We start from the raw sequence: 19,157 nt of genomic DNA, 5'->3' as shown, positions 1-19,157 counted from the left end.
TCCATCCGCAATCATTGAAATCTGTTTCCTCCTGTTTTTGCAGTTTCGGGATCATCGTAGACAAGGCGCGCGACATATCACTTAAACTAGACCGGTTATTCAAAGTAACGGTCTAAAGGAAGGTTACAAGTGACCGAACTACTGAATGACTCCGCTGCCACCACAAAAAGGGAAGCGCGGGCGGAACACAACATAAACCTTGTACTAATCCGCGTAATCACAGCCGTTACATTGTTTGCTGTACTTGGAAAAGCAAATGTGTGGCTGGATACAACAACAAATACTTTGCTAGCTCTTGGATACCGCTTCGGCTTGGTTGTCCTGCCTCTTACTCTTTATGCTTTTGGCGCAAAGTCTCTGGTGGTTTCCCTCACCGCGATGGCTGTTGGGGCAGCGCTTTTTTCATTACAAGATGGAGTGATGATCGCGTTGGTTGCAGCCTGTTTTTTCGCGTATGGCGCGGCTGTCAGTGGATATCTGATCAAGAACGTTGCCGCACAAAGTAAACGGGGCGCGGCGAACAACAGGGTGGCTATGAATGTGGGCTCATTAATCGCGGGCCTTGTGATCATGATTCCATTCCTGACCCCGACTATGTTTTTTTGGTTTGCCGCAGTTGTTGTGGCTTTGTGCATTCTTCTAGCAGTTCCACGTCCAGTTGACACTGCCAACATTCATGTGAAAGTCTTTCAAAACCAAAGCGCGGTGACGCTGATAGCGTGGATATTGGTTGGAATGGCCATGGGTATGATGCTGTTTGGTGTCTTCTCGGTTCTTCCCCAAACCATCCTGAAGTCCGGCATCGAACTTCCTGTTTGGTACGGTTCGATGATCATTCTTAACAGTGCGGTGGTTGTTTTCGCTCAGGTGCCCAGTCTTAAGCTAATTGAGAAAGCCGGTCGCTTTCGAATGCTGATGATTCTCGGCTTTATCTTTATGGGCTTCAGTCTACTTGCATTCCCTGATGTGCTCTACGTTCACACGCTGGTTGGCGCGATCATATGGGTTGTCCTTGTCTCGATTGCGGAGTGCGCGTTTGGGCATATTGATTACTACTCCGTTCAGCATAAGACGATGTTTGTCAAAGAGATTTGCATCGGTCTGGGAGCGGGGTTGACCGTACTTCTCATGCGTTCTGTACCCTTGCCATATAGCTCAATGCTTATAGGAGCTCTGGGAGCCCTATTTACTCTTGCATGGTGGGGGCTCACCCATCGCGATCTACGCAACTTCGATTGAGAATAGGACATCGCGGGCGCGCTTATTATTTTCGGATACAACAACACTTCGCTCCGTTGCGCGTTTGCGGCCTTGCCTGAATGAGCCCGTGCAATGCCAGAGTTCAAGTATCGTCAGTTTAGGGAAAGGTTATTCTTCGGGCAGGGAGATGGTATTTTGAACATGGCATCAGAACCGTCATTCTTCATGTGAAGCATTATAATGTCGTTTTAGAATGCCCCTTAGAATAACTTTTCCCTTATGCGAACGATTGAAGCCTTAATTGCCGTGAGTGCCAGCGGCGTTTCGGCTTAGTATTTGTGCAAAATAAAAACCTCATAAAAGAGATGACTGACAAATGCGTGCACTGATCCTCGCGACTGTATTATTTTCTGCTGTTTCAGCAAATGCTGCAACTCTCACTGTGGGAACCACAGGAACAATCTATCCCATGACGTTCACAAGAAATGATGAGCTTCAAGGGTTTGATATTGATGTGATAAACGCGATTGCGGACGTGACTGGTGATGACGTTGAATTTGTCACAATGTCGCTCTCGAGCCTCATAGGCGCATTGGACGCAAAAAAGGTTCAGACAATCGCTAATCAAATAACAATCACGCCTGAAAGGGCAGACAAGTATCTATTTTCCGACCCTTATGTGATCGATGGGGCACAAGTCGTCATTCGCGATGGAAATGAAAATGAGATCACTGGCGTAGAGGACCTTCGGGGGCGGAGCGTCGGTGTTATTCTCGGTTCTAATTTTGAAGCTTTGCTCAGAGAACTTGATTATGCGGATGAAATTGATATCCGAACTTACGACACAAACATCCTTGAGCAGGAAACTGTTATGGGCCGGATTGATGCCTATGTTCGGGACCAGATGAGCGCCATCCAAGTCATAGATGAAGTAAAGCTCCCCCTTAAACTGGCCGGAACGCCGTTTGCGCCGATGTATAATGGTTTTCCCTTTGCTGAAGACCAGGAAGGCGAAGCCTTGCGCGTGAAGTTTGACGATGCTTTGCAGGTATTACGCGAAAATGGCAAACTGACAGAAATCTCCGAGAAATGGTTCGGACGGGACGTAACCACCGAAAACTCTCAGGATTAATGCCCCACACGCCACCTTTGACTGGCTGACGACACTCTTCAAGTTCTGCTAGGCTTCCCCTGAAGTTCAGGGGAGCCACCTATGGCAGTTCATTTTGAGGTTGAAGGCACCACAGCGATTATCACGCTGGACAGGCCCGATCGGCGCAACGCGGTGGATGGAGAGACCGCGCAGCAACTGGTGGATGCCTTCACCCGCTTTGATGCGGATGAGGCGCTTTCCGTCGCTGTGTTCACCGGATCACAAGGCACCTTCTGCGCGGGGGCTGATCTCAAAGCCCTTTCAGAAGGCAACCTCAACACCCTGAAAGAAGAAGGCGGCTTCGCCCCAATGGGCCCGTCGCGTATGCGGCTTTCCAAGCCGGTGATCGCGGCCATTGAGGGCCATGCGGTTGCAGGTGGTCTGGAGCTGGCGCTTTGGGCGGATATGCGTGTTGCCGGACGGTCTTCCGTATTTGGCGTCTATTGCCGCCGCTTTGGCGTGCCGCTGATTGACATGGGCACCATCCGCTTGCCACGCCTGATCGGCCAATCCCGTGCTTCTGATATGATCCTGACCGGGCGCAGTGTGAGCGGTCAGGAGGCTGAAACCTTTGGCCTCGTCAACCGCCTCGTGGAAGATGGCGAGGCGCTTACCAAGGCGAAAGAACTGGCCGCGCATATCGCCCAGTTTCCGCAAATGTGCATGCGCAGTGACCGGCTTTCCATGTTTGAGCAGTGGGACATGACGGAGGCCGACGCGATCAAAAACGAGATGCGGCGCGGGCTATCTGTGGTCGCCAGCGGCGAGACGGTTTCCGGCGCAACGGCATTCAGTCATGGCAAAGGGCGGCATGGGTCTGGTGTGGAGCGGTGACAAGCCTGCTCCCTTTGCCGGTGCGGTCCTGACTGCGGAACAGGAACGCAGCTTCTTCGGTGAACTTCCCAAATAGCCCTGCCTTGAAAATCTATTCCTGATTGTTGCGATTTAAAGGTAGTCGATAGATTATTCTTCTGCCCCAGATCCTAATTGCGCGAAACGATTTTATGCACTATGCCATGAACGCGCGCATTTTTTGGCTTTTTGGGAGAGGACCATGACAACTGCTGCTGCCAACTGGATTGACCGGTTTCAGGGTCTGTCCTCTCTGGAACCGCATATCAGAGACATTCTGGTCAATCGTAGCACCATCGTTTCCGTGCCAGCCAACACGGTTATTTTCGGCCCAGGCAAAGCACCGGAAAACCTGCTCCTTTTGCTCTCCGGCTCCGTTCGGGTGCAGCAGCTTTCTGAAGGTGGGCGTGAGATTATTCTCTACCGTGTGCATGCCGGTGAAAGCTGCGTGCTGACAACCGCTTGTCTGCTGGCCTATGAGGATTATTCCGCCGAAGGCATTGCCGAGACGGATGTGCAGGCGGTCGCCATTCCCCGTGCGGTGTTTGACGATCTGATCGCCCAGTCCGAGACCTTCCGCCGCTTCGTGTTCTCCGCCTATTCCAAGCGCATCACCGATCTGTTTCTGGTGATTGAGGAAATTGCCTTCCAGCGCATGGATATCCGCCTTGCCCAAAAACTGCTGGAGCTTGCAGGCGGCAGCTCCCATGTGGCCTCCACTCACCAGCAAATGGCAGCAGAACTGGGAACCGCCCGCGAGGTGATCTCCCGCCAACTGCGCGAATTCCAACGTCGCGACTGGATCACCCAATCCCGCGGCACCATCGAAATTATCGACCGCGCCGGACTGGAAACACTTGCCAAAGCCTGATGTGGGGCGGGGCTCAGACTACCCGCAGAAAATTGAGCCTTAGAAACCTACGGATTGTTCTTGGACGGCTGGCTGGCATTATGAAATCACGGCATTTTGTTTTGTTTTTTGAGGAGCTTCAAAGAAAAAACGCGCTTTGGGGGGAGTTTGGTGACTTGGTCACTGAAGTGCTCGGGAAGACTCGTTATCCGTTAGGCTACTTAAGTGGTTTGGCTAAGTAATTGGAGAACGAGACTATGACGGCTAACGTTGGAACACTTGATCGCATTCTTCGTTTTGTTATCGGCGCTGCGCTGATTGCGCTGCCGCTGGCGACCAATATCCCACTGTTTGCGCAGCCGCTTTTCTTCTACGGCGCTCTGCTTGTTGGTGCTGCCATGCTGCTGGTCTCGGTCACGCGGACTTGCCCGTTTTACTCCATTTTCGGCATCAAGACTTGCCGCCTTTAGCCTTTTCCGGGCTCGTAAACCGGGTTCGGCACATATGACACGAACAACGAGTGCGCAGCTGCGCTGGTGGCCGAAGCCTGAAAGACGAAACAAGTGCACGCTCCATTGGCCGCCACTGTGCGCACATTAATGTATTGAGGGACCTATGACTAATCACCCCGTGGACATGGCAGTCCAGCCTCAGGTCAAAGCGTTCTTTGACCCGGCCACCAACACAATCAGCTATGTAGTGAAAGATCCTGCCTCATCTTCTGCTGCCATCGTGGATTCCGTTATGGATATCAACTATGCAGCGGGCCGCATCTCCTACGAAAATGCGGATGCGATCATCAAGTACGTGAAGGACAACAATCTGACCGTCGAATGGCTGATTGAAACCCACGTGCATGCAGATCACCTGTCTGCTGCACCGTATATTCAGGAGAAGCTGGGTGGCAAGATCGGCATTGGTGAGCACATCACCACCGTGCAGGATACGTTTGGCAAGGTGTTTAACGAAGGCACCGAATTCCAGCGCGATGGCAGCCAGTTCGACCGGCTGTTCAAGGATGGTGATACCTATCAGATCGGCACAATGCCTGCGTTTGCAATTCACACACCGGGCCATACACCGGCTTGCATGACACATGTGATTGGCAACGCAGCCTTTGTCGGCGACACCCTGTTTATGCCTGATGGCGGCTCGGCCCGTGCGGATTTCCCTGGCGGTGATGCGGCGACGCTTTATGACAGCATCCAGAAAGTGCTGGCCCTGCCGGACGAGATGCGCCTGTTCATGTGCCACGATTACGGCCCCAATGGCCGCGACATTGAGTGGGAAACCAGCGTTGGTGCGGAGAAGAAACACAACATCCACGTGGGCAACGGTCACACTCGCGAGGACTTCATCAAGTTCCGTACAGAGCGTGATGCGCAGCTGGATGTGCCCAAACTGATCATCCCGTCCTTGCAGGTCAACATGCGAGCAGGCGAGGTGCCGACTGACGAGGATGGCGTGCCCATGCTCAAAGTTCCCGTTAATGCTCTTTGATCGAGTGAGGTGAGGGGGGCGACACACCTAACGAAACGATAAGCGCATCGCGTGTTGTGATGCGCCCGCGACTATTGCTGAAGCACAACAGAAACACCGGGAAGAACACTTCACCGGATTAATCAAAGCAGTTTGAAGGCAGACCCATGTTCTCCTCAGCCTTACGGCGATACCTGCCCGTTCTTGATTGGGGCAGAACCTATAATAAAACCAATTTTTCCAATGACATGATCGCGGCGGTGATCGTGACGATCATGCTGATTCCGCAATCGCTTGCCTATGCGTTGCTGGCAGGTTTGCCGCCAGAGGCTGGCCTCTATGCCTCTATTCTTCCCATTATCCTCTATGCCATCTTCGGCACCAGTCGCGCGTTGGCCGTTGGTCCGGTTGCTGTTGTCTCGCTGATGACGGCTGCGGCCATCGGGCAGGTGGCAGAAGCGGGAACCGCTGGCTATGCCATTGCCGCGCTTACCCTTGCGATGCTCTCCGGCGGTATTTTGCTGCTGATGGGCGTGTTCAAACTGGGTTTTCTCGCCAACTTCCTTTCGCATCCGGTGATCGCTGGTTTCATCACCGCCTCGGGTGTTCTGATCGCCAGCAGTCAGCTCAAGCATATTCTGGGTGTGGATGCCTCTGGTCATACGCTGGTGGAGATCGTGGTTTCCATCTGGCAGAAGCTTGGTGATGTTAATCTGGCAACGTTCGTGATTGGGGTATCCGCCACGCTGTTCCTGTTCTGGGTGCGCAAGGGCATGAAGCCGATGCTGCTTGGCATGGGCCTGAAGCCGCGTCTGGCTGATGTGCTCACTAAAGCTGGCCCAGTTGCTGCGGTTGTGGTGACAACGGCTGTGGTGTGGCTCTTTGGATTGCAGCAGGCGGGCGTCAGTATTGTTGGCGCGGTGCCGCAGAGCCTGCCGCCACTCAGCTTGCCAAGCTTTTCTATTGAGTTGATCGGCGCTCTGTTTGTGCCAGCGCTGCTTATCTCCATCATTGGCTTTGTGGAATCCGTTTCTGTGGCGCAGACACTGGCCGCGAAAAAGCGGCAGCGCATTGATCCGGATCAGGAGCTGATCGGCCTTGGCGCTGCCAATATGGGCGCGGCGTTTACCGGTGGTTATCCGGTCACCGGTGGCTTTGCCCGCTCCGTGGTCAACTATGATGCCGGCGCAGAAACCCCTGCTGCCGGAGCTTATACGGCGGTTGGGCTGGCGATTGCTGCGGTCTCGTTAACGCCGCTGATCTTCTTTTTGCCCAAGGCGACGCTGGCTGCAACGATCATTGTAGCGGTTCTGTCTCTGGTGGATTTCAGCATCCTCAAGCACAGCTGGAGCTACTCCAAGCCTGACTTTGCAGCAGTAACGGCCACTATTCTGCTGACCCTCGGGCTGGGCGTGGAAACGGGTGTCTCTGCTGGTGTTATCCTGTCCATCCTGCTGCATCTTTACAAGACCTCGCGGCCTCATATTGCCGAGGTTGGTCTGGTGCCGGGGACCGAGCATTTCCGCAATATCAACCGGCATGAAGTGCTGACGAGCCCCGAGCTGCTGACCATCCGTATTGATGAAAGTCTCTACTTCGCCAATGCCCGCTTTCTGGAAGACTATATATATGAACGCGCATCTGATGACGAAAAGCTCAAGCACGTCGTGCTGCAATGTTCTGCGGTCAACGAGGTGGACCTGAGTGCGCTGGAGTCGCTGCAAGCCATCAACCATCGCCTGAAGGATGCGGGCATCAAGCTACATCTTTCGGAGGTGAAGGGCCCCGTCATGGACCGCCTGCAACGCTCCCACTTTCTTGATGAGATGACCGGCGACGTGTTCCTCTCCCAGTATCAGGCGCAGGAAGAGCTTGCCTCCGTCTGCACCCGCCAAACCGCCAAGGCCCCCGCCTGATTTTCCCCCCGAAACAGGCAGGACCAAGAAACCCCGTGGATCCCCTCCACGGGGTTTTGTTCTTTTGCTGGACAAACCTCAGAACGGGTGTTGGAACGATGAGCTGGAGGTGTGGTTCAGTGTCTCTTCCCGTTGGAGCTGGTGCATGTGTTGCCCGCATGCTTGCGGTAAGGCGTTGGGATTGGAGTGACTTGCAGGAAAAGAGGGGATCGGGACTAGGAAAAAGGACGCAATTTAAAAAAAATCCCCAGAGAATGACATAGTTGTAGAGTTTGTGGATTTCTCTCATAGAGGGTAGTTGTGGAATTGGCTTTCTGCGGGCATCGCGTATTTTTGTTAATAAATGACATCGCGGAATGTATCATTTAAACCATTGTAAATATTGGTTTTATGCGCAGAAATGCTAGTTAAAGAGAGATCTGGAATGTTAATTTTGGAGGTCCGTCCGGCCCCCAATTATAGTCCCATATTAGATATGTAGAATATTCTTATATATTGCGCTAAGTCCAACTGAAATAATCTGCTAACTCTAAATTGATTGCACTCAATTTAGCTAAATTAGATTTCCTCTAGTTTCCGTGACGTACGAGCAGGCACGTATAACGTTGCGGTGTCTGCTCCAATCAATAGCTGCCCGATGCGGCTGTTAGACCGGAGTACGCACATGGTTGACATAAGCCAAAACACACAGACTGCCACGCCAGACGTGAGCAAAGGTCGTGAGCGCACAGCATTCCTGTTTCTGGCTGTTGTCCTTGCACCTATTCTGATGACTACAGCAGTTGCCGGATACGGCTTCATTATCTGGATGACCCAGATCCTGTTTGGTCCGCCATCATTTTAAGAGGTGGTCGTGGCCAACTTATCCCGCAGAGCATTCTTTACCCGTCTGAAAGCGACACCGGAGGTGGCGAACCCGTTTCGTCCGCCTTGGACCAGCGAACAGCGAATTGAAGACAAATGCACCGGCTGCTTTGAATGCGTCAAAGCCTGCCCGGAAGGCATTTTGTTCAGCGATGATAACCGGCCCTACCTCAAGCCTGGTGTTGGCGAATGCACCTTTTGTGAAGCCTGCGCGAGCGCGTGCCCTGAGGAAGGTCTCTTCGATCTGACGCAGACACCTTGGAGACTGACAGCGGAGCTAAAGCAAGAGGCCTGCTTGCTGCACAAGGGCGTGTCTTGCCGCTCGTGCACGGATTGCTGTGATCCAAGGGCTCTCCGCTTTGATTTGCGCGCAGCACCAGTGGGACAGATCCAACTGGATGCAGACCAATGTAACGGCTGCGGAGCCTGTCTGGTCGCCTGCCCGGTGGATGCAATCAGTTTGAACGACCAAAGCAACATGAACCAGGAAACTTTAGCAAATGCGTAATGCAACAACCGTTGAGCGCGAAGAACCTGCCGGGGTCTGGCACATCTCAAGTGTGCTGATCCAGGCCCACCCGGAGAAGCGGGATCAGGTTTGCGCGGCCATCGAACAGATGCCATCGGCTGAGATTGCGGATGTGCCTGATACCGAGAAAATTATCGTAACGCTGGAAACAGATAGCGAGCGCGCCATTGCAGATGCTCTGAGCGAGATCCAGAAGCTGGATCATGTGATCACCGCGTCGCTCATCTTCCATCAAACCGACACCACCGACCTTAATTCAATTGTGATTTCTGATCAGGGTGAAATGCAACCCGAGGGGACTTGCTCATGATTAATCTAACAAGACGCGCTGTCATCAAGGCGCAGGCTGTTGCTGCTGCAGCCGCTGCGGCCGGGGCAAGCCTTCCGGCACAAGCGTCTAACCTCGTTACTGACGCCAGCAAAACCGACCTGAAATGGTCCAAAGCCGCTTGTCGCTTCTGCGGCACCGGTTGTTCCATCATGGTGGCAACCAAAGAAGGCCGCGTTGTTGCAACACATGGTGACGCGAAGAGCCCGGTTAACCGCGGTTTGAACTGCGTAAAAGGCTACTTCCTTTCCAAGATCATGTACGGCAAGGATCGTCTTGAGCAGCCATTGCTGCGTAAGAAAGACGGCAAGTACGACAAAGAAGGCGAATTCACTCCGGTTTCCTGGGATGAAGCTTTTGACGTGATGGCTGACAAAGCCAAAGAAGCGATCAAAAAGAACGGCCCTTACGCTGTTGGCATGTTTGGCTCTGGCCAGTGGACCGTTTGGGAAGGCTACGCCGCTGCAAAGCTTTGGAAAGCCGGTTTCCGCTCCAACACCATTGACCCGAACGCACGTCACTGCATGGCCTCTGCTGTGGGTGCATTCATGCGCACCTTCGGCATCGATGAGCCAATGGGCTGCTATGACGACTTTGAGAACGCAGACGCCTTCGTGCTCTGGGGTTCCAACATGGCCGAAATGCACCCGGTTCTGTGGACCCGTCTGACTGACCGTCGTCTGTCCAACCCGCATGTTAAAGTTGCTGTTCTTTCTACCTACGAACACCGCAGCTTCGACCTTGCTGACATTCCGATGGTCTTCACCCCACAGACCGATCTGGTGATTGCGAACTTCATCGCAAACTACATCATCCAGAACGAAGCCGTGGATATGGACTTCGTCAGCAAGCACACCAACTTCCGTCTCGGTAACACCGACATCGGTTACGGTCTGCGCCCTGAGCACCCACTGCAGCAGGCTGCGAAAAACGCAGACAAAGCTGGCGGCTCAAAAGAGATCTCCTTTGAAGAGTATGCCGAGTTCGTGAAGCCATACACGCTCGAATACGCTGAGCAGATGTCTGGTGTTCCTGCAAACCGCTTGCTCGAACTGGCGAAGCTTTATGCAGACCCGGACAAGAAGGTTATGTCCCTTTGGACCATGGGTGCGAACCAGCACACCCGCGGCGTTTGGGTCAACCAGATGTTCTACAACATCCACCTGCTCACCGGTAAGATCTCCAAGCCGGGTAACGGTCCATTCTCTCTGACTGGTCAGCCATCTGCTTGTGGTACGGCTCGTGAAGTTGGTACGTTTGCGCACCGTCTGCCAGCAGACATGGTTGTGGCAAACCCAGAGCACCGCAAGTACGCGGAAAAGGTTTGGAAACTGCCTGACGGCACCATTCCTCCAAAGCCAGGTTACCACGCTGTTCTGCAGTCCCGTATGCTTAAAGACGGCAAGCTGAACTTCTACTGGACTATGGCCACCAACAACATGCACGCGGGTCCAAACGTGGTAGAGGAAATCTACCCTGGTTGGAGAAACCCGGAAAACTTCGTTGTTGTCTCTGATCCATACCCAACCGTTTCTGCCATGGCGGCCGATCTGGTTCTGCCAACTGCAATGTGGGTGGAAAAAGAAGGCGCTTACGGTAACGCGGAACGCCGCACCCAATTCTGGAATCAGCTGGTTGACGCACCGGGCGATGCAAAGTCCGATCTGTGGCAGCTCGTTGAATTCTCAAAGCGCTTCAAGGTTGAAGACGTTTGGCCGGAAGACCTGCTTGCGAAAGCTCCGGAATTCCGTGGCAAGACCCTTTACGACATCCTGTTCACCAACGGTCAGGTTGATAAGTTCCCGCTGTCTGAGCTGAACCCGGACTACGAGAACCAGGAAGCGAAAGAATTCGGTTTCTACATTCAAAAAGGTCTGTTCGAAGAATACGCAGCATTTGGCCGTGACCACGGTCACGACCTGGCACCGTTCGAGCGGTATCACGAAGAGCGCGGTCTGCGTTGGCCGGTTGTGAACGGCAAAGAAACCCAGTGGCGTTTCCGCGAAGGCTCTGACCCATACGTTGGTAAGGGCAAAGGCTTCGAGTTCTACGGCCACAAAGACGGTAAGGCCCGCATCTTCGCACTGCCATACGAAGCACCGCCAGAAATGCCGGATGAAGAGTACGACTTCTGGCTCTCCACGGGCCGTGTGATCGAACACTGGCACACCGGCACCATGACCCAGCGCGTTCCTGAGCTGTACAAAGCGTTCCCGGATGCGGTCTGCTTTATGCACCCGGATGATGCGAAGGAGAAAGGTCTGCGTCGTGGCTCTGAAGTGCGCGTGATCTCCCGTCGCGGCGAAATCAAAACTCGCATTGAGACCCGTGGCCGTAACAAGCCGCCAAGAGGCCTCGTGTTTGTACCGTTCTTCGATGCAAGCCAGCTCATCAACAAGGTGACACTGGACGCAACTGATCCACTTTCTAAACAGACCGACTTCAAGAAGTGTGCGGTCAAGATCGTAGCTGTGTGAGGTACGCCATGAAACTTCTAAACCTTGTTGTCGCAAGCCTCCTTGCACTCACAGTCTTCGGCGGAGCTAGTTCTTTTGCCGCAGACTCCATCTCTCAAATGCGTAACGCGGATATCCTCACCGAGGATACCGCACCGCGCATGCCGAAAGTCGTCAATAGTGATGAACGTCAGGTGCGTAACTACCCTGAGCAGCCACCACTGATCCCTCACAAGATCGATGGCTACCAGATCGACAAGCGTCTGAACAAATGCATGACTTGCCACGACCGTCGCGCAATTGAGCAGTCACAGGCTCCAATGATCTCTATCACGCACTTCATGAACCGTGATAACCAGTTCCTGGCGTCTGTATCCCCTCGCCGCTATTTCTGCACTCAGTGTCACGTGCCTCAGACCGAAGCTAAGCCTTTGGTTGAGAACACCTTTGTTGACATTGATGATGTGCTCAAAGGCGAAACCAAGAAGTAGGAGCGCCGGGCATGTTTTCAGCGATCAAGCGGTTCTGGCAGGTTATCCGCAAACCTAGTGTTCACTACAGCCTTGGCTTTCTGACACTTGGCGGATTTGTCGCCGGCATCATCTTCTGGGGTGGTTTCAACACCGCCCTGGAAGTCACCAACACAGAAGAGTTCTGCGTTGGCTGTCACGAAATGGAAAGCACGGTTTTCCAGGAGCTCAAGTCTACCATTCACTACACCAACCGGTCCGGTGTGCGTGCGACTTGTCCTGATTGTCACGTGCCTCATAACTGGACCTCCAAGGTTGCCCGTAAGATTCAGGCATCTAAAGAGGTTTACGGCAAGATCTTCGGCACCATCAACACGCCGGAGAAATTCGAGAACAAGCGTCTGGAGCTGGCAAGCCACGAATGGGCTCGCTTTAAAGCCAACGACTCTCTTGAGTGCCGTAACTGTCACAGTGAAGAGTCCATGGACTTTACACGCCAGAGTGTGAGGGCTTCCGAGCAACACGAGAAGTTCCTCGTGAGCGGCGAGAAGACCTGTATCGACTGCCACAAAGGCATCGCGCACAGATTACCAGATCTGAGCCTGCTAGCAGAAGGTCACTAAGAGCGAAGCGTGTTTGGTTGGTTACGGTCAATCACCACAAACCCGCTCAAGCAATAAAGAGAGCGCACCGCACGAAAATCAAGTGCGTCCGGCGTGCTCCACGACCCAGCAAGGCTCAGGATAAAAAACCCCGCAGTTTGAAACTGCGGGGTTTTTCGTGCCTGCCTGGGAGCGAAACGAGATATCATGCTGATCGCAAAGGGGGGTGGTTGCTTGATTGCCGCGCCCATGAGTTTAGTGATATATCATTGGCGCGCTATCCTCGTCTCGCTTCCGGCATTCGTAGGTTGTAACAAACTACTGCTTGGAGACCTTTGCGGACATTCCTTAGATTGTTGATTTTCGTAAGCGCGGCGCATCGTGAAGTTCTTCAAGCTGGTGTTGATCTAAAGAGGTGACCTCAGCGGGAGTGTTTTTTTTTGTTGCCGTTTCGGAGATCCGGTATCGATCCCAAAGTTCCTGATCGTGGTGTCCTATCATGGAACCATAAATCATCTCGTCGAGACAATCAGCCTTGTAGTTCTCACGAAGGAATTTCGCATTCAATAACGCAACGTGTTGTCGCTTAACTATGATGGGTATTGGGTGCAGTCGCACGTGTATGCTAGCTTGCAAAAGGCTCCGTGTTACCTCAGGATTAGAGTTTGCGATATCTTCGATATCAATACCAAGGTGCGGTGCCGACTCTACATTTCTAATGTCATCGAACCCGTCTAATAATAGCACCCAAATATCAACATCCTCAAAGCTACTGGGCTCGCGAGAAGCGAGTTTCCCCTTCGTATCAGCCATCATTTGAGTGAACAAAGGCGGGTTTTTATATAGTTCGCCACCCTGCCAAAAGACAAACGTGGAAGGATTGAGTTTCCGTTCCAAGATCGCCAAACTGCTAAACCTCATTGCCCCAAAAGAGAACAAAAAAGCAGCGACCACAAGTAAGAGATAGAGGCCAATTAATCTCTTTGTCCATACTCGAAAATTTATCATTTAAGTACGCTTCCGGTGATAGATTAGTCTTGCATTGTTAAAGGTGATTGTTTGCTTTTTGCATAGCCTTCGATACAGTTGAGGTATACCAATAATAACTATCAAAAGTTGTGGCAATTTACATAGCCGAACTTGGGGTGAGCAAATAGTCTTAACCTGAAAGAGCCTCTTTCCCAGATGAACAGGTGTCGCAGAGCAAAAGAAACCCCATTGCAAAGGCCCTCGCGAGCGTTGTTTATGGCAACAGCCTTCTTTTGTAGGGATGCATATGCCTCAAAGCGGGTGGTCCAATAGTCGATCCGCCGCAGTATGACACAGTGGCCGGAAAATGTTGGCTATTACATCTGTGAGCATGTCGTCCGTTCTAGAGTTGGAAGATGACGGCCCAAACAAACGGGACCATCTCTCTGCTCTTGTCAAAGCCCGAAAATGGGAACCTGACATGATATTCTCTTGTTAGAGAGCTTGCATCACAACTCAGTTTACGAGCCAGATACTATTATGAGTCCTGAGCCTAATGATGGATTTAGCACCTGACCACATTCAGCGCTTGACTCGCAGGCTATGTCAGGTTTATTACACGCGACCTCGGCACGAGGCATGAACGGAGCGGTTCGACCTATAAACAACGCTCAAGTGTCCAAATTAAACGAGCTGTTTCTACATGATAGCGTCGTTTATTTAGTATGATTATACTTTAATCAGGCCCCAAGAAAAATCCCAATGAACTATTATTACCCGCACATTGATGGGCTCAGGGCCATCTCTATTGTGATTGTTTTAATCTTTCACGCGTTTCCCCCTCTATTGCCTGGTGGGTCATTAGGGGTAGATGTCTTTTTTGTTATCTCTGGATTTGTCGTAACGAGAAGTATTTTACTAAATGGATACTTAAATAAAAAATTGATATTAGAAAACGTTGTTTATTTCTATTCACGCAGAGTTAAAAGAATAATTCCAGCTCTATTATTTATGCTTTTAATAGTTTCTTTGATATTTGCATTTCTTTTGGATTGGCGCAGCAAAGATATATTTAAAACAGCTGCTTTTGCTTCCGTTGGTACATCCAATATATTTTTGTACATCTCTAGTCAGAACTACTTTGCCACCAGCACGCAGTTGAATCCATTTACGCATACTTGGTCTTTAGGTATTGAAGAGCAATTCTATATTATTTTTCCGTTTATTATCTTCATATTTAGAAACAACCTGGCGAAGGTGATCGCCGTTACGTCTGCCCTATCCCTGCTTGCCTATGTCTTGTTATTTAGCCATTTTCATGCAGCTACTTTTTACTTGCTACCAACTCGATTTTGGGAACTTGGGCTTGGTGCACTTCTGGCAATTCATAGAGAGAGACTCTTGCGATTTAAGAGTGTTCCGCATTCATGGATTGCGGTGGCTTCTATCGTCGCCCTTGGAAGCACGATAAACTTCAGCGCCAGCACATCGCCATTGCCGACGATAATCGCGGTTTTCTCTGCCTCTGGACTCATCTTATTTGCAGATCGTGGCGTCTTGGGTCGACTGTTTAATAGCAAAACAGCTATCCTTATTGGACTGCGCTCCTACTCACTTTACCTGTGGCATTGGCCAATTCTAGTCTTGGGAAGATGGACTATTGGTAACAGCATACAAGCGACCTTACTTTGCTTGTTTGTCGCTATACTACTTTCTGAGCTAGCATATCAGGCGTTAGAAACGCCACTGCGGAAGTACAGATGGTTTGCTTCCCCAAAAAAAATAGCCTTGGTTGGCGTTGCTTTAATGGCTACCACTTTCCATGTTGTGGGCACGCAAGCGTATGTAGTGGCGAAACGTAACACGACCAACCTAGTCCAATTTTTGGGAGCGCCAAAGCCGGAACGAGATGATCCAGTTCTATGTCATGGACCAGAAGCCACAAGTCAATATTCTGACCCTATAGCAGCCTGTTTATCTTCTGATAGATCTGATGAAAAGCCAAATATCTTGTTCACGCTTGGCGATAGTCATGCAGCACAATTGACATATATGCTGTCGGAAGCTTCACAGACAACACCTTATCAGGTTCGGTTCATTAATACGGCCGACCGGTTAGATCCGCCATATTGCTTTTTCTCTGATAAAACGTGCAAGGACTCTTCAGTCTATCAAGCAACCTTAGAGAAAGTAAAAGAAAATGATATAGTATTTTTTACATTTCTGAGCGGGCATCTAAACAACAAACTGGTGTCCAACATTCCCTTGGATGTAGAGGTTAAGCCAAATCAGAGGGAGGAAAACCTAATTTCATCACTAAACAATTTTGCGCAAGAATTGAGAGAAAGGAAAGCGAAACTGATTCTTGCCTTGGATGTTCCGCTGCTTAATTTAGAAAAAGGATCCGTTGAATCTTGCGCTGTTCAGCAAAGATTATTTGATACTGATGATTGTAGGGTAGATATTGACCAAACTATTCACACACGTACTCGCCAAGAGCGTGCTTTCACGAAAGTTATGGGATTGAATGAAAATGTTGCAGTTTGGGACGCGGCTAAGGCCGTTTTTGAGGGCAACAAAATAATATCAGCTTTTGATGCTGAGGGAAAATATCGTTACTTGGACTCCAATCATATTACTCAACATCAATCGGTCAAGCTGGTGGATGATTTCAAAAAACAGATTCTAAATTCACAAAGCCAAAACAGAAGATTACTGCCGGATCAACCAGAACGGCCCCAAGATCGGCAAGGGTTCTCAGCAGAAGGTTGACGGCTTCTCAAATCGCTAGTGGACACTGAGCCTGGTTTTAGGTGAGCTAGGATCTGGCCGGTTTGTATTCCAGCTATGCTTTCTGAGTAAAGTCGGCAGCTCTGTCCGCCATCCTGCCAATCATTCAGACCGCATCATAAGCTGAGCCTGATACAACGACCTCAACACGCTGCCTATGCTGCTTTTTTGCCCATCAGCACGTAGTAGATGACGCCCACGCCCAAGAGGCTTGATGCGATGACTGCGGCTACGAGGTCGTAGGCGAAGCAGGAGGTGAGGGCGATTGCTGAAAGGGTCAGTGTGACGTGTGCAGTCTTTGCCCGCCCGGTGCGTTGTAGGGGCGGTGCAGGTCGGCGAAATTCCGCTTCAGCAGGAGATCGCTCATGCTTTGAAGTGCGTAGGATAGGGTTGCCCCGACTACCACGATGTTGATCATCAGCTGTCCTTCGCCGCTCAGGGAGCAGATAAACCCGGTGACACGCGGAATGATCAAGGCCCAATGGCGCACCTTACGTGAGCTGACAGTGCTGCATTAACTATTGGGCGGCGTTAGTCATCTGAATCAACTGAATCAGATTCCCACAGGTGTCGTCGAGAACTGCCATGCGGACCGGCCCTGCATCCATCGGCTCAACAGTAAACTTTACTCCCAGATCGCCCAATCTTTTTCGTTCCGCATCAAGGTCCTGCACTTGAAAAGAGTGTGCAGGGATGCCATCGGAAAACAGTGCTTCTTTGTAGGGATTCACGGCAGGATGGTCACTTGGCTCAAGCAGTAGCTCCGTTCCCTCAGGATCTTCACTCGATACGACCGTCAGCCAACGGTTTTCACCTAAAGGAATATTGTTCTTCACCTTGAACCCGAGGAGATCAGTGTAGAATTTCTCTGCTTTGTCCTGATCATCGACAAAGACGTTAGTCACGTAAATCCTCATATTTCCTCTATGTTATGTTTGTGCCTCATGAGCCATGATGCAGCAGTAATGTGATCTTCGTTGGTGATCAACGAATGGGCTTTCGTCCACTACTTCCATGATTTTACGATCAGTCCGGCTTTCTCTAAAACAACGAGGTGCTGGAAAACAGTCTGACATGATAAGGCAATTCCTTTTTCTGCAACCAAAGCATCGCAGACCTCGAAAATGACCAGACACAGGGCGGGAAGGCTGGCCAAGTTGCTAATCATTGAGGCGATCTCTTAGGCTTAGCCTGAAACATCATTACTCACTACAAGACTATGTTATGCGGCCACATCCCAACACAACAGGCTCAACACGCTGCTATTGTGCCTGTTTACCCATCAGTACGTAATAGATAACGCCCACACCCAGAAGGCTTGAGGCGATTATTGCGGCTACGAGGTCGTAGGCGAAGCAGGAGGTGAGGGCGATTACTGAAAGGGTCAGTGTGACGTAAGCGGTCTTTTGCCCGCCCGGTGCGTTGTAGGGGCGGTGCAGGTCGGCGTAGTTCCGCTTCAACAGGATATAGCTCATGCTTTGCAATGCGTAGGATAGGGTTGCCCCGATCACCGCGATGTTGATCATCAGCTGACCTTCGCCGGTCAGGGAGCAGATAAAGCCGATTACACCGGGAATGATCAGCGCCCAATGGGGCACTTTGCGCGAGCTGACGGCAGACATGAAGCGTGGCAGATAGCCCTCGCGCGACATGGCAAAGACCAGGCGGCTGTAGCCGAAGATGATGGAGAAAAACGAGGCAATCAGCCCGGCAAGGCCAACCACGTTGACGAAGGCTGCCAAAGCGGATCTTCCACCAAATGCGTGATGAAGAGCATCAACCAGCGGCGCATCATAGCCCCCCACCTCTCCGGAGGTCACCGCGCCCGGTATGATCACCGCAATCAAGAACCCATTGACCAGCAAAAAGACCATGGCGGCGATGATGCCTCGGGGAAGGTCTGTCGCAGGGTTCTTGGCTTCTTCGGCTGCAAGAGGCACTCCTTCCACCGCCAAAAACAGCCACATCGCGAAAGGCAGAGCAGCCCAGATTGAGAAGCTGTCGAATGCAAAAAGCGTTTGTTGATCAGCGGGAGACTGCGAGGATATGGCTAAATTGGCAATGCTGAAACTGGGAACCAACGCCACCAGCGTCACGACAATGGCCAATACAGCGAGTACGGTCACCACCAGCATAAACCGCAGGGCCTCGCCTACGCCGATGAGGTGAATGCCGATAAAGAATAGATAGAACGCGGCGTACACCAACGGCCCATCAATGCCCCAGAGCGCATTCAGGTACTGGCCGATGAAAATCACAATAGCCGCAGGGGCGATGGAGTATTCCAGCAGAACGGCCAGCGCCGTTGCAAAGCCGCCGGTATCGCCCATCACCTTTCGCGAAATCCGGTAGCCTCCGGCAGCGCTTGGCAGTGCGGCAGACATCTCCGCAAGACAGAGAACGAGGCCAAAGTACATGATGCCCATTAGTCCTACCGCGATCATCATGCCAAACCAGCTTGAAACCGCGAAGCCGTAGTTCCAACCGGCAAAACTTCCTGAAATCACGTAGGAAACACCAAGGGTTGCTAGTAAAAACCAGCCAGCTACGCCCTTTTTAAGCTGAGGATTTTCTTCTGTGCTCATGGGTTCAATACTGCACTTTCACCAGACAGCGTTCTCTCGCTGAAAACATCTTACAAACTTCTTGAGGCGGCCTGATACCCTCGGATTAGAGGCTCAGAATTTTTGCTCATCGGC

18 protein-coding genes are annotated in these 19,157 nt (G+C 51.5%); 14 read left to right on the top strand and 4 right to left on the bottom strand.

The window, feature by feature from the left end; all coding sequences use genetic code 11:
- The first annotated feature begins 231 nt into the window (after positions 1-231).
- The 13 genes from IE076_RS16470 to IE076_RS16410 all read left to right on the top strand — a co-directional run bounded on the left by IE076_RS16470 (position 232) and on the right by IE076_RS16410 (position 12,720).
- On the top strand, positions 232-1,239 hold the full coding sequence (locus IE076_RS16470; protein ID WP_209009199.1) for an MFS transporter: 1,008 nt from the start codon (positions 232-234) through the stop codon (positions 1,237-1,239).
- Positions 1,240-1,576: 337 nt separating this feature from the next.
- Positions 1,577-2,332: a transporter substrate-binding domain-containing protein gene (locus IE076_RS16465; RefSeq protein WP_189437878.1), complete on the top strand. Its 756-nt coding sequence runs from the start codon at positions 1,577-1,579 to the stop codon at positions 2,330-2,332.
- 81 nt (positions 2,333-2,413) lie between these two features.
- Positions 2,414-3,187, top strand: a complete 774-nt coding sequence (locus IE076_RS16460; protein ID WP_189437877.1) for a crotonase/enoyl-CoA hydratase family protein — start codon at positions 2,414-2,416, stop codon at positions 3,185-3,187.
- Positions 3,188-3,407: 220 nt separating this feature from the next.
- A complete protein-coding gene (locus IE076_RS16455) occupies positions 3,408-4,076 on the top strand; it encodes a Crp/Fnr family transcriptional regulator (protein WP_189437876.1) in 669 nt (222 codons plus the stop codon).
- A gap of 236 nt (positions 4,077-4,312) precedes the next feature.
- Positions 4,313-4,525: a YgaP family membrane protein gene (locus IE076_RS16450; RefSeq protein WP_189437875.1), complete on the top strand. Its 213-nt coding sequence runs from the start codon at positions 4,313-4,315 to the stop codon at positions 4,523-4,525.
- A gap of 145 nt (positions 4,526-4,670) precedes the next feature.
- Entirely contained in the window at positions 4,671-5,555 is an 885-nt protein-coding gene (locus IE076_RS16445) for an MBL fold metallo-hydrolase (RefSeq protein ID WP_189437874.1), read from the top strand.
- 146 nt (positions 5,556-5,701) lie between these two features.
- A complete protein-coding gene (locus tag IE076_RS16440; protein ID WP_189437873.1) occupies positions 5,702-7,450 on the top strand; it encodes a SulP family inorganic anion transporter in 1,749 nt (582 codons plus the stop codon).
- Positions 7,451-8,114: 664 nt separating this feature from the next.
- A complete protein-coding gene (locus IE076_RS16435; protein WP_189437872.1) occupies positions 8,115-8,294 on the top strand; it encodes a periplasmic nitrate reductase, NapE protein in 180 nt (59 codons plus the stop codon).
- Between the two features lie 9 nt (positions 8,295-8,303).
- Positions 8,304-8,822: a ferredoxin-type protein NapF gene (napF, locus tag IE076_RS16430; protein ID WP_189437871.1), complete on the top strand. Its 519-nt coding sequence runs from the start codon at positions 8,304-8,306 to the stop codon at positions 8,820-8,822.
- Entirely contained in the window at positions 8,815-9,153 is a 339-nt protein-coding gene (locus IE076_RS16425; protein WP_189437870.1) for a chaperone NapD, read from the top strand. The genes napF and IE076_RS16425 overlap by 8 nt, the downstream gene beginning before the upstream one ends.
- Positions 9,150-11,648, top strand: a complete 2,499-nt coding sequence (gene napA, locus IE076_RS16420; RefSeq protein WP_189437869.1) for a nitrate reductase catalytic subunit NapA — start codon at positions 9,150-9,152, stop codon at positions 11,646-11,648. The genes IE076_RS16425 and napA overlap by 4 nt, the downstream gene beginning before the upstream one ends.
- Positions 11,649-11,656: 8 nt before the next feature.
- Entirely contained in the window at positions 11,657-12,118 is a 462-nt protein-coding gene (locus tag IE076_RS16415; RefSeq protein ID WP_189437868.1) for a nitrate reductase cytochrome c-type subunit, read from the top strand.
- 11 nt (positions 12,119-12,129) lie between these two features.
- The gene (locus IE076_RS16410; RefSeq protein ID WP_189437867.1) at positions 12,130-12,720 is read left to right on the top strand and encodes a cytochrome c3 family protein; all 591 of its coding nucleotides are present in this window, start codon (positions 12,130-12,132) and stop codon (positions 12,718-12,720) included.
- A 327-nt stretch (positions 12,721-13,047) separates the two neighbouring features.
- Here the strand turns inward: IE076_RS16410 and IE076_RS16405 are convergent, their stop codons facing one another.
- Positions 13,048-13,707: a hypothetical protein gene (locus IE076_RS16405; RefSeq protein WP_189437866.1), complete on the bottom strand. Its 660-nt coding sequence runs from the start codon at positions 13,705-13,707 to the stop codon at positions 13,048-13,050.
- 723 nt (positions 13,708-14,430) lie between these two features.
- Here IE076_RS16405 and IE076_RS16400 point away from each other — a divergent pair.
- Entirely contained in the window at positions 14,431-16,440 is a 2,010-nt protein-coding gene (locus tag IE076_RS16400) for an acyltransferase family protein (protein ID WP_189437865.1), read from the top strand.
- Between the two features lie 295 nt (positions 16,441-16,735).
- Here IE076_RS16400 and IE076_RS22720 read toward each other — a convergent pair whose 3' ends face one another.
- From IE076_RS22720 to eat, 3 genes are all read right to left on the bottom strand, one after another.
- Positions 16,736-16,933 carry a hypothetical protein gene (locus IE076_RS22720; protein WP_209009198.1) on the bottom strand — a complete coding sequence of 66 codons (198 nt, stop codon included), beginning with the start codon at positions 16,931-16,933 and terminating at the stop codon, positions 16,736-16,738.
- A gap of 43 nt (positions 16,934-16,976) precedes the next feature.
- A complete protein-coding gene (locus IE076_RS16390; protein WP_244649707.1) occupies positions 16,977-17,363 on the bottom strand; it encodes a VOC family protein in 387 nt (128 codons plus the stop codon).
- Positions 17,364-17,720: 357 nt separating this feature from the next.
- Entirely contained in the window at positions 17,721-19,043 is a 1,323-nt protein-coding gene (eat, locus tag IE076_RS16385; RefSeq protein ID WP_189437863.1) for an ethanolamine permease, read from the bottom strand.
- Positions 19,044-19,157 lie beyond the last annotated feature (114 nt).

Origin of the sequence: Pseudovibrio japonicus, assembly GCF_014651595.1 — a bacterium.
GTDB lineage: Bacteria > Pseudomonadota > Alphaproteobacteria > Rhizobiales > Stappiaceae > Pseudovibrio > Pseudovibrio japonicus.
Note: the sequence above shows the minus strand (reverse complement) of the source record. Positions and strands in the feature narration are given on the sequence as shown.

What these genes read in the sequence shown, in the direction of transcription:
- IE076_RS16465 (WP_189437878.1), top strand. Translation starts at nt 1,577, where the DNA reads ATGCGTGCACTGATCCTCGCGACTGTATTATTTTCTGCTGTTTCAGCA.
- IE076_RS16460 (WP_189437877.1), top strand. Translation starts at nt 2,414, where the DNA reads ATGGCAGTTCATTTTGAGGTTGAAGGCACCACAGCGATTATCACGCTG.
- IE076_RS16455 (WP_189437876.1), top strand. Translation starts at nt 3,408, where the DNA reads ATGACAACTGCTGCTGCCAACTGGATTGACCGGTTTCAGGGTCTGTCC.
- IE076_RS16450 (WP_189437875.1), top strand. Translation starts at nt 4,313, where the DNA reads ATGACGGCTAACGTTGGAACACTTGATCGCATTCTTCGTTTTGTTATC.
- IE076_RS16445 (WP_189437874.1), top strand. Translation starts at nt 4,671, where the DNA reads ATGACTAATCACCCCGTGGACATGGCAGTCCAGCCTCAGGTCAAAGCG.
- IE076_RS16440 (WP_189437873.1), top strand. Translation starts at nt 5,702, where the DNA reads ATGTTCTCCTCAGCCTTACGGCGATACCTGCCCGTTCTTGATTGGGGC.
- IE076_RS16435 (WP_189437872.1), top strand. Translation starts at nt 8,115, where the DNA reads ATGGTTGACATAAGCCAAAACACACAGACTGCCACGCCAGACGTGAGC.
- IE076_RS16425 (WP_189437870.1), top strand. Translation starts at nt 8,815, where the DNA reads ATGCGTAATGCAACAACCGTTGAGCGCGAAGAACCTGCCGGGGTCTGG.
- napA (WP_189437869.1), top strand. Translation starts at nt 9,150, where the DNA reads ATGATTAATCTAACAAGACGCGCTGTCATCAAGGCGCAGGCTGTTGCT.
- IE076_RS16415 (WP_189437868.1), top strand. Translation starts at nt 11,657, where the DNA reads ATGAAACTTCTAAACCTTGTTGTCGCAAGCCTCCTTGCACTCACAGTC.
- IE076_RS16410 (WP_189437867.1), top strand. Translation starts at nt 12,130, where the DNA reads ATGTTTTCAGCGATCAAGCGGTTCTGGCAGGTTATCCGCAAACCTAGT.
- IE076_RS16405 (WP_189437866.1), bottom strand. Translation starts at nt 13,707, where the DNA reads ATGATAAATTTTCGAGTATGGACAAAGAGATTAATTGGCCTCTATCTC.
- IE076_RS16400 (WP_189437865.1), top strand. Translation starts at nt 14,431, where the DNA reads ATGAACTATTATTACCCGCACATTGATGGGCTCAGGGCCATCTCTATT.
- eat (WP_189437863.1), bottom strand. Translation starts at nt 19,043, where the DNA reads ATGAGCACAGAAGAAAATCCTCAGCTTAAAAAGGGCGTAGCTGGCTGG.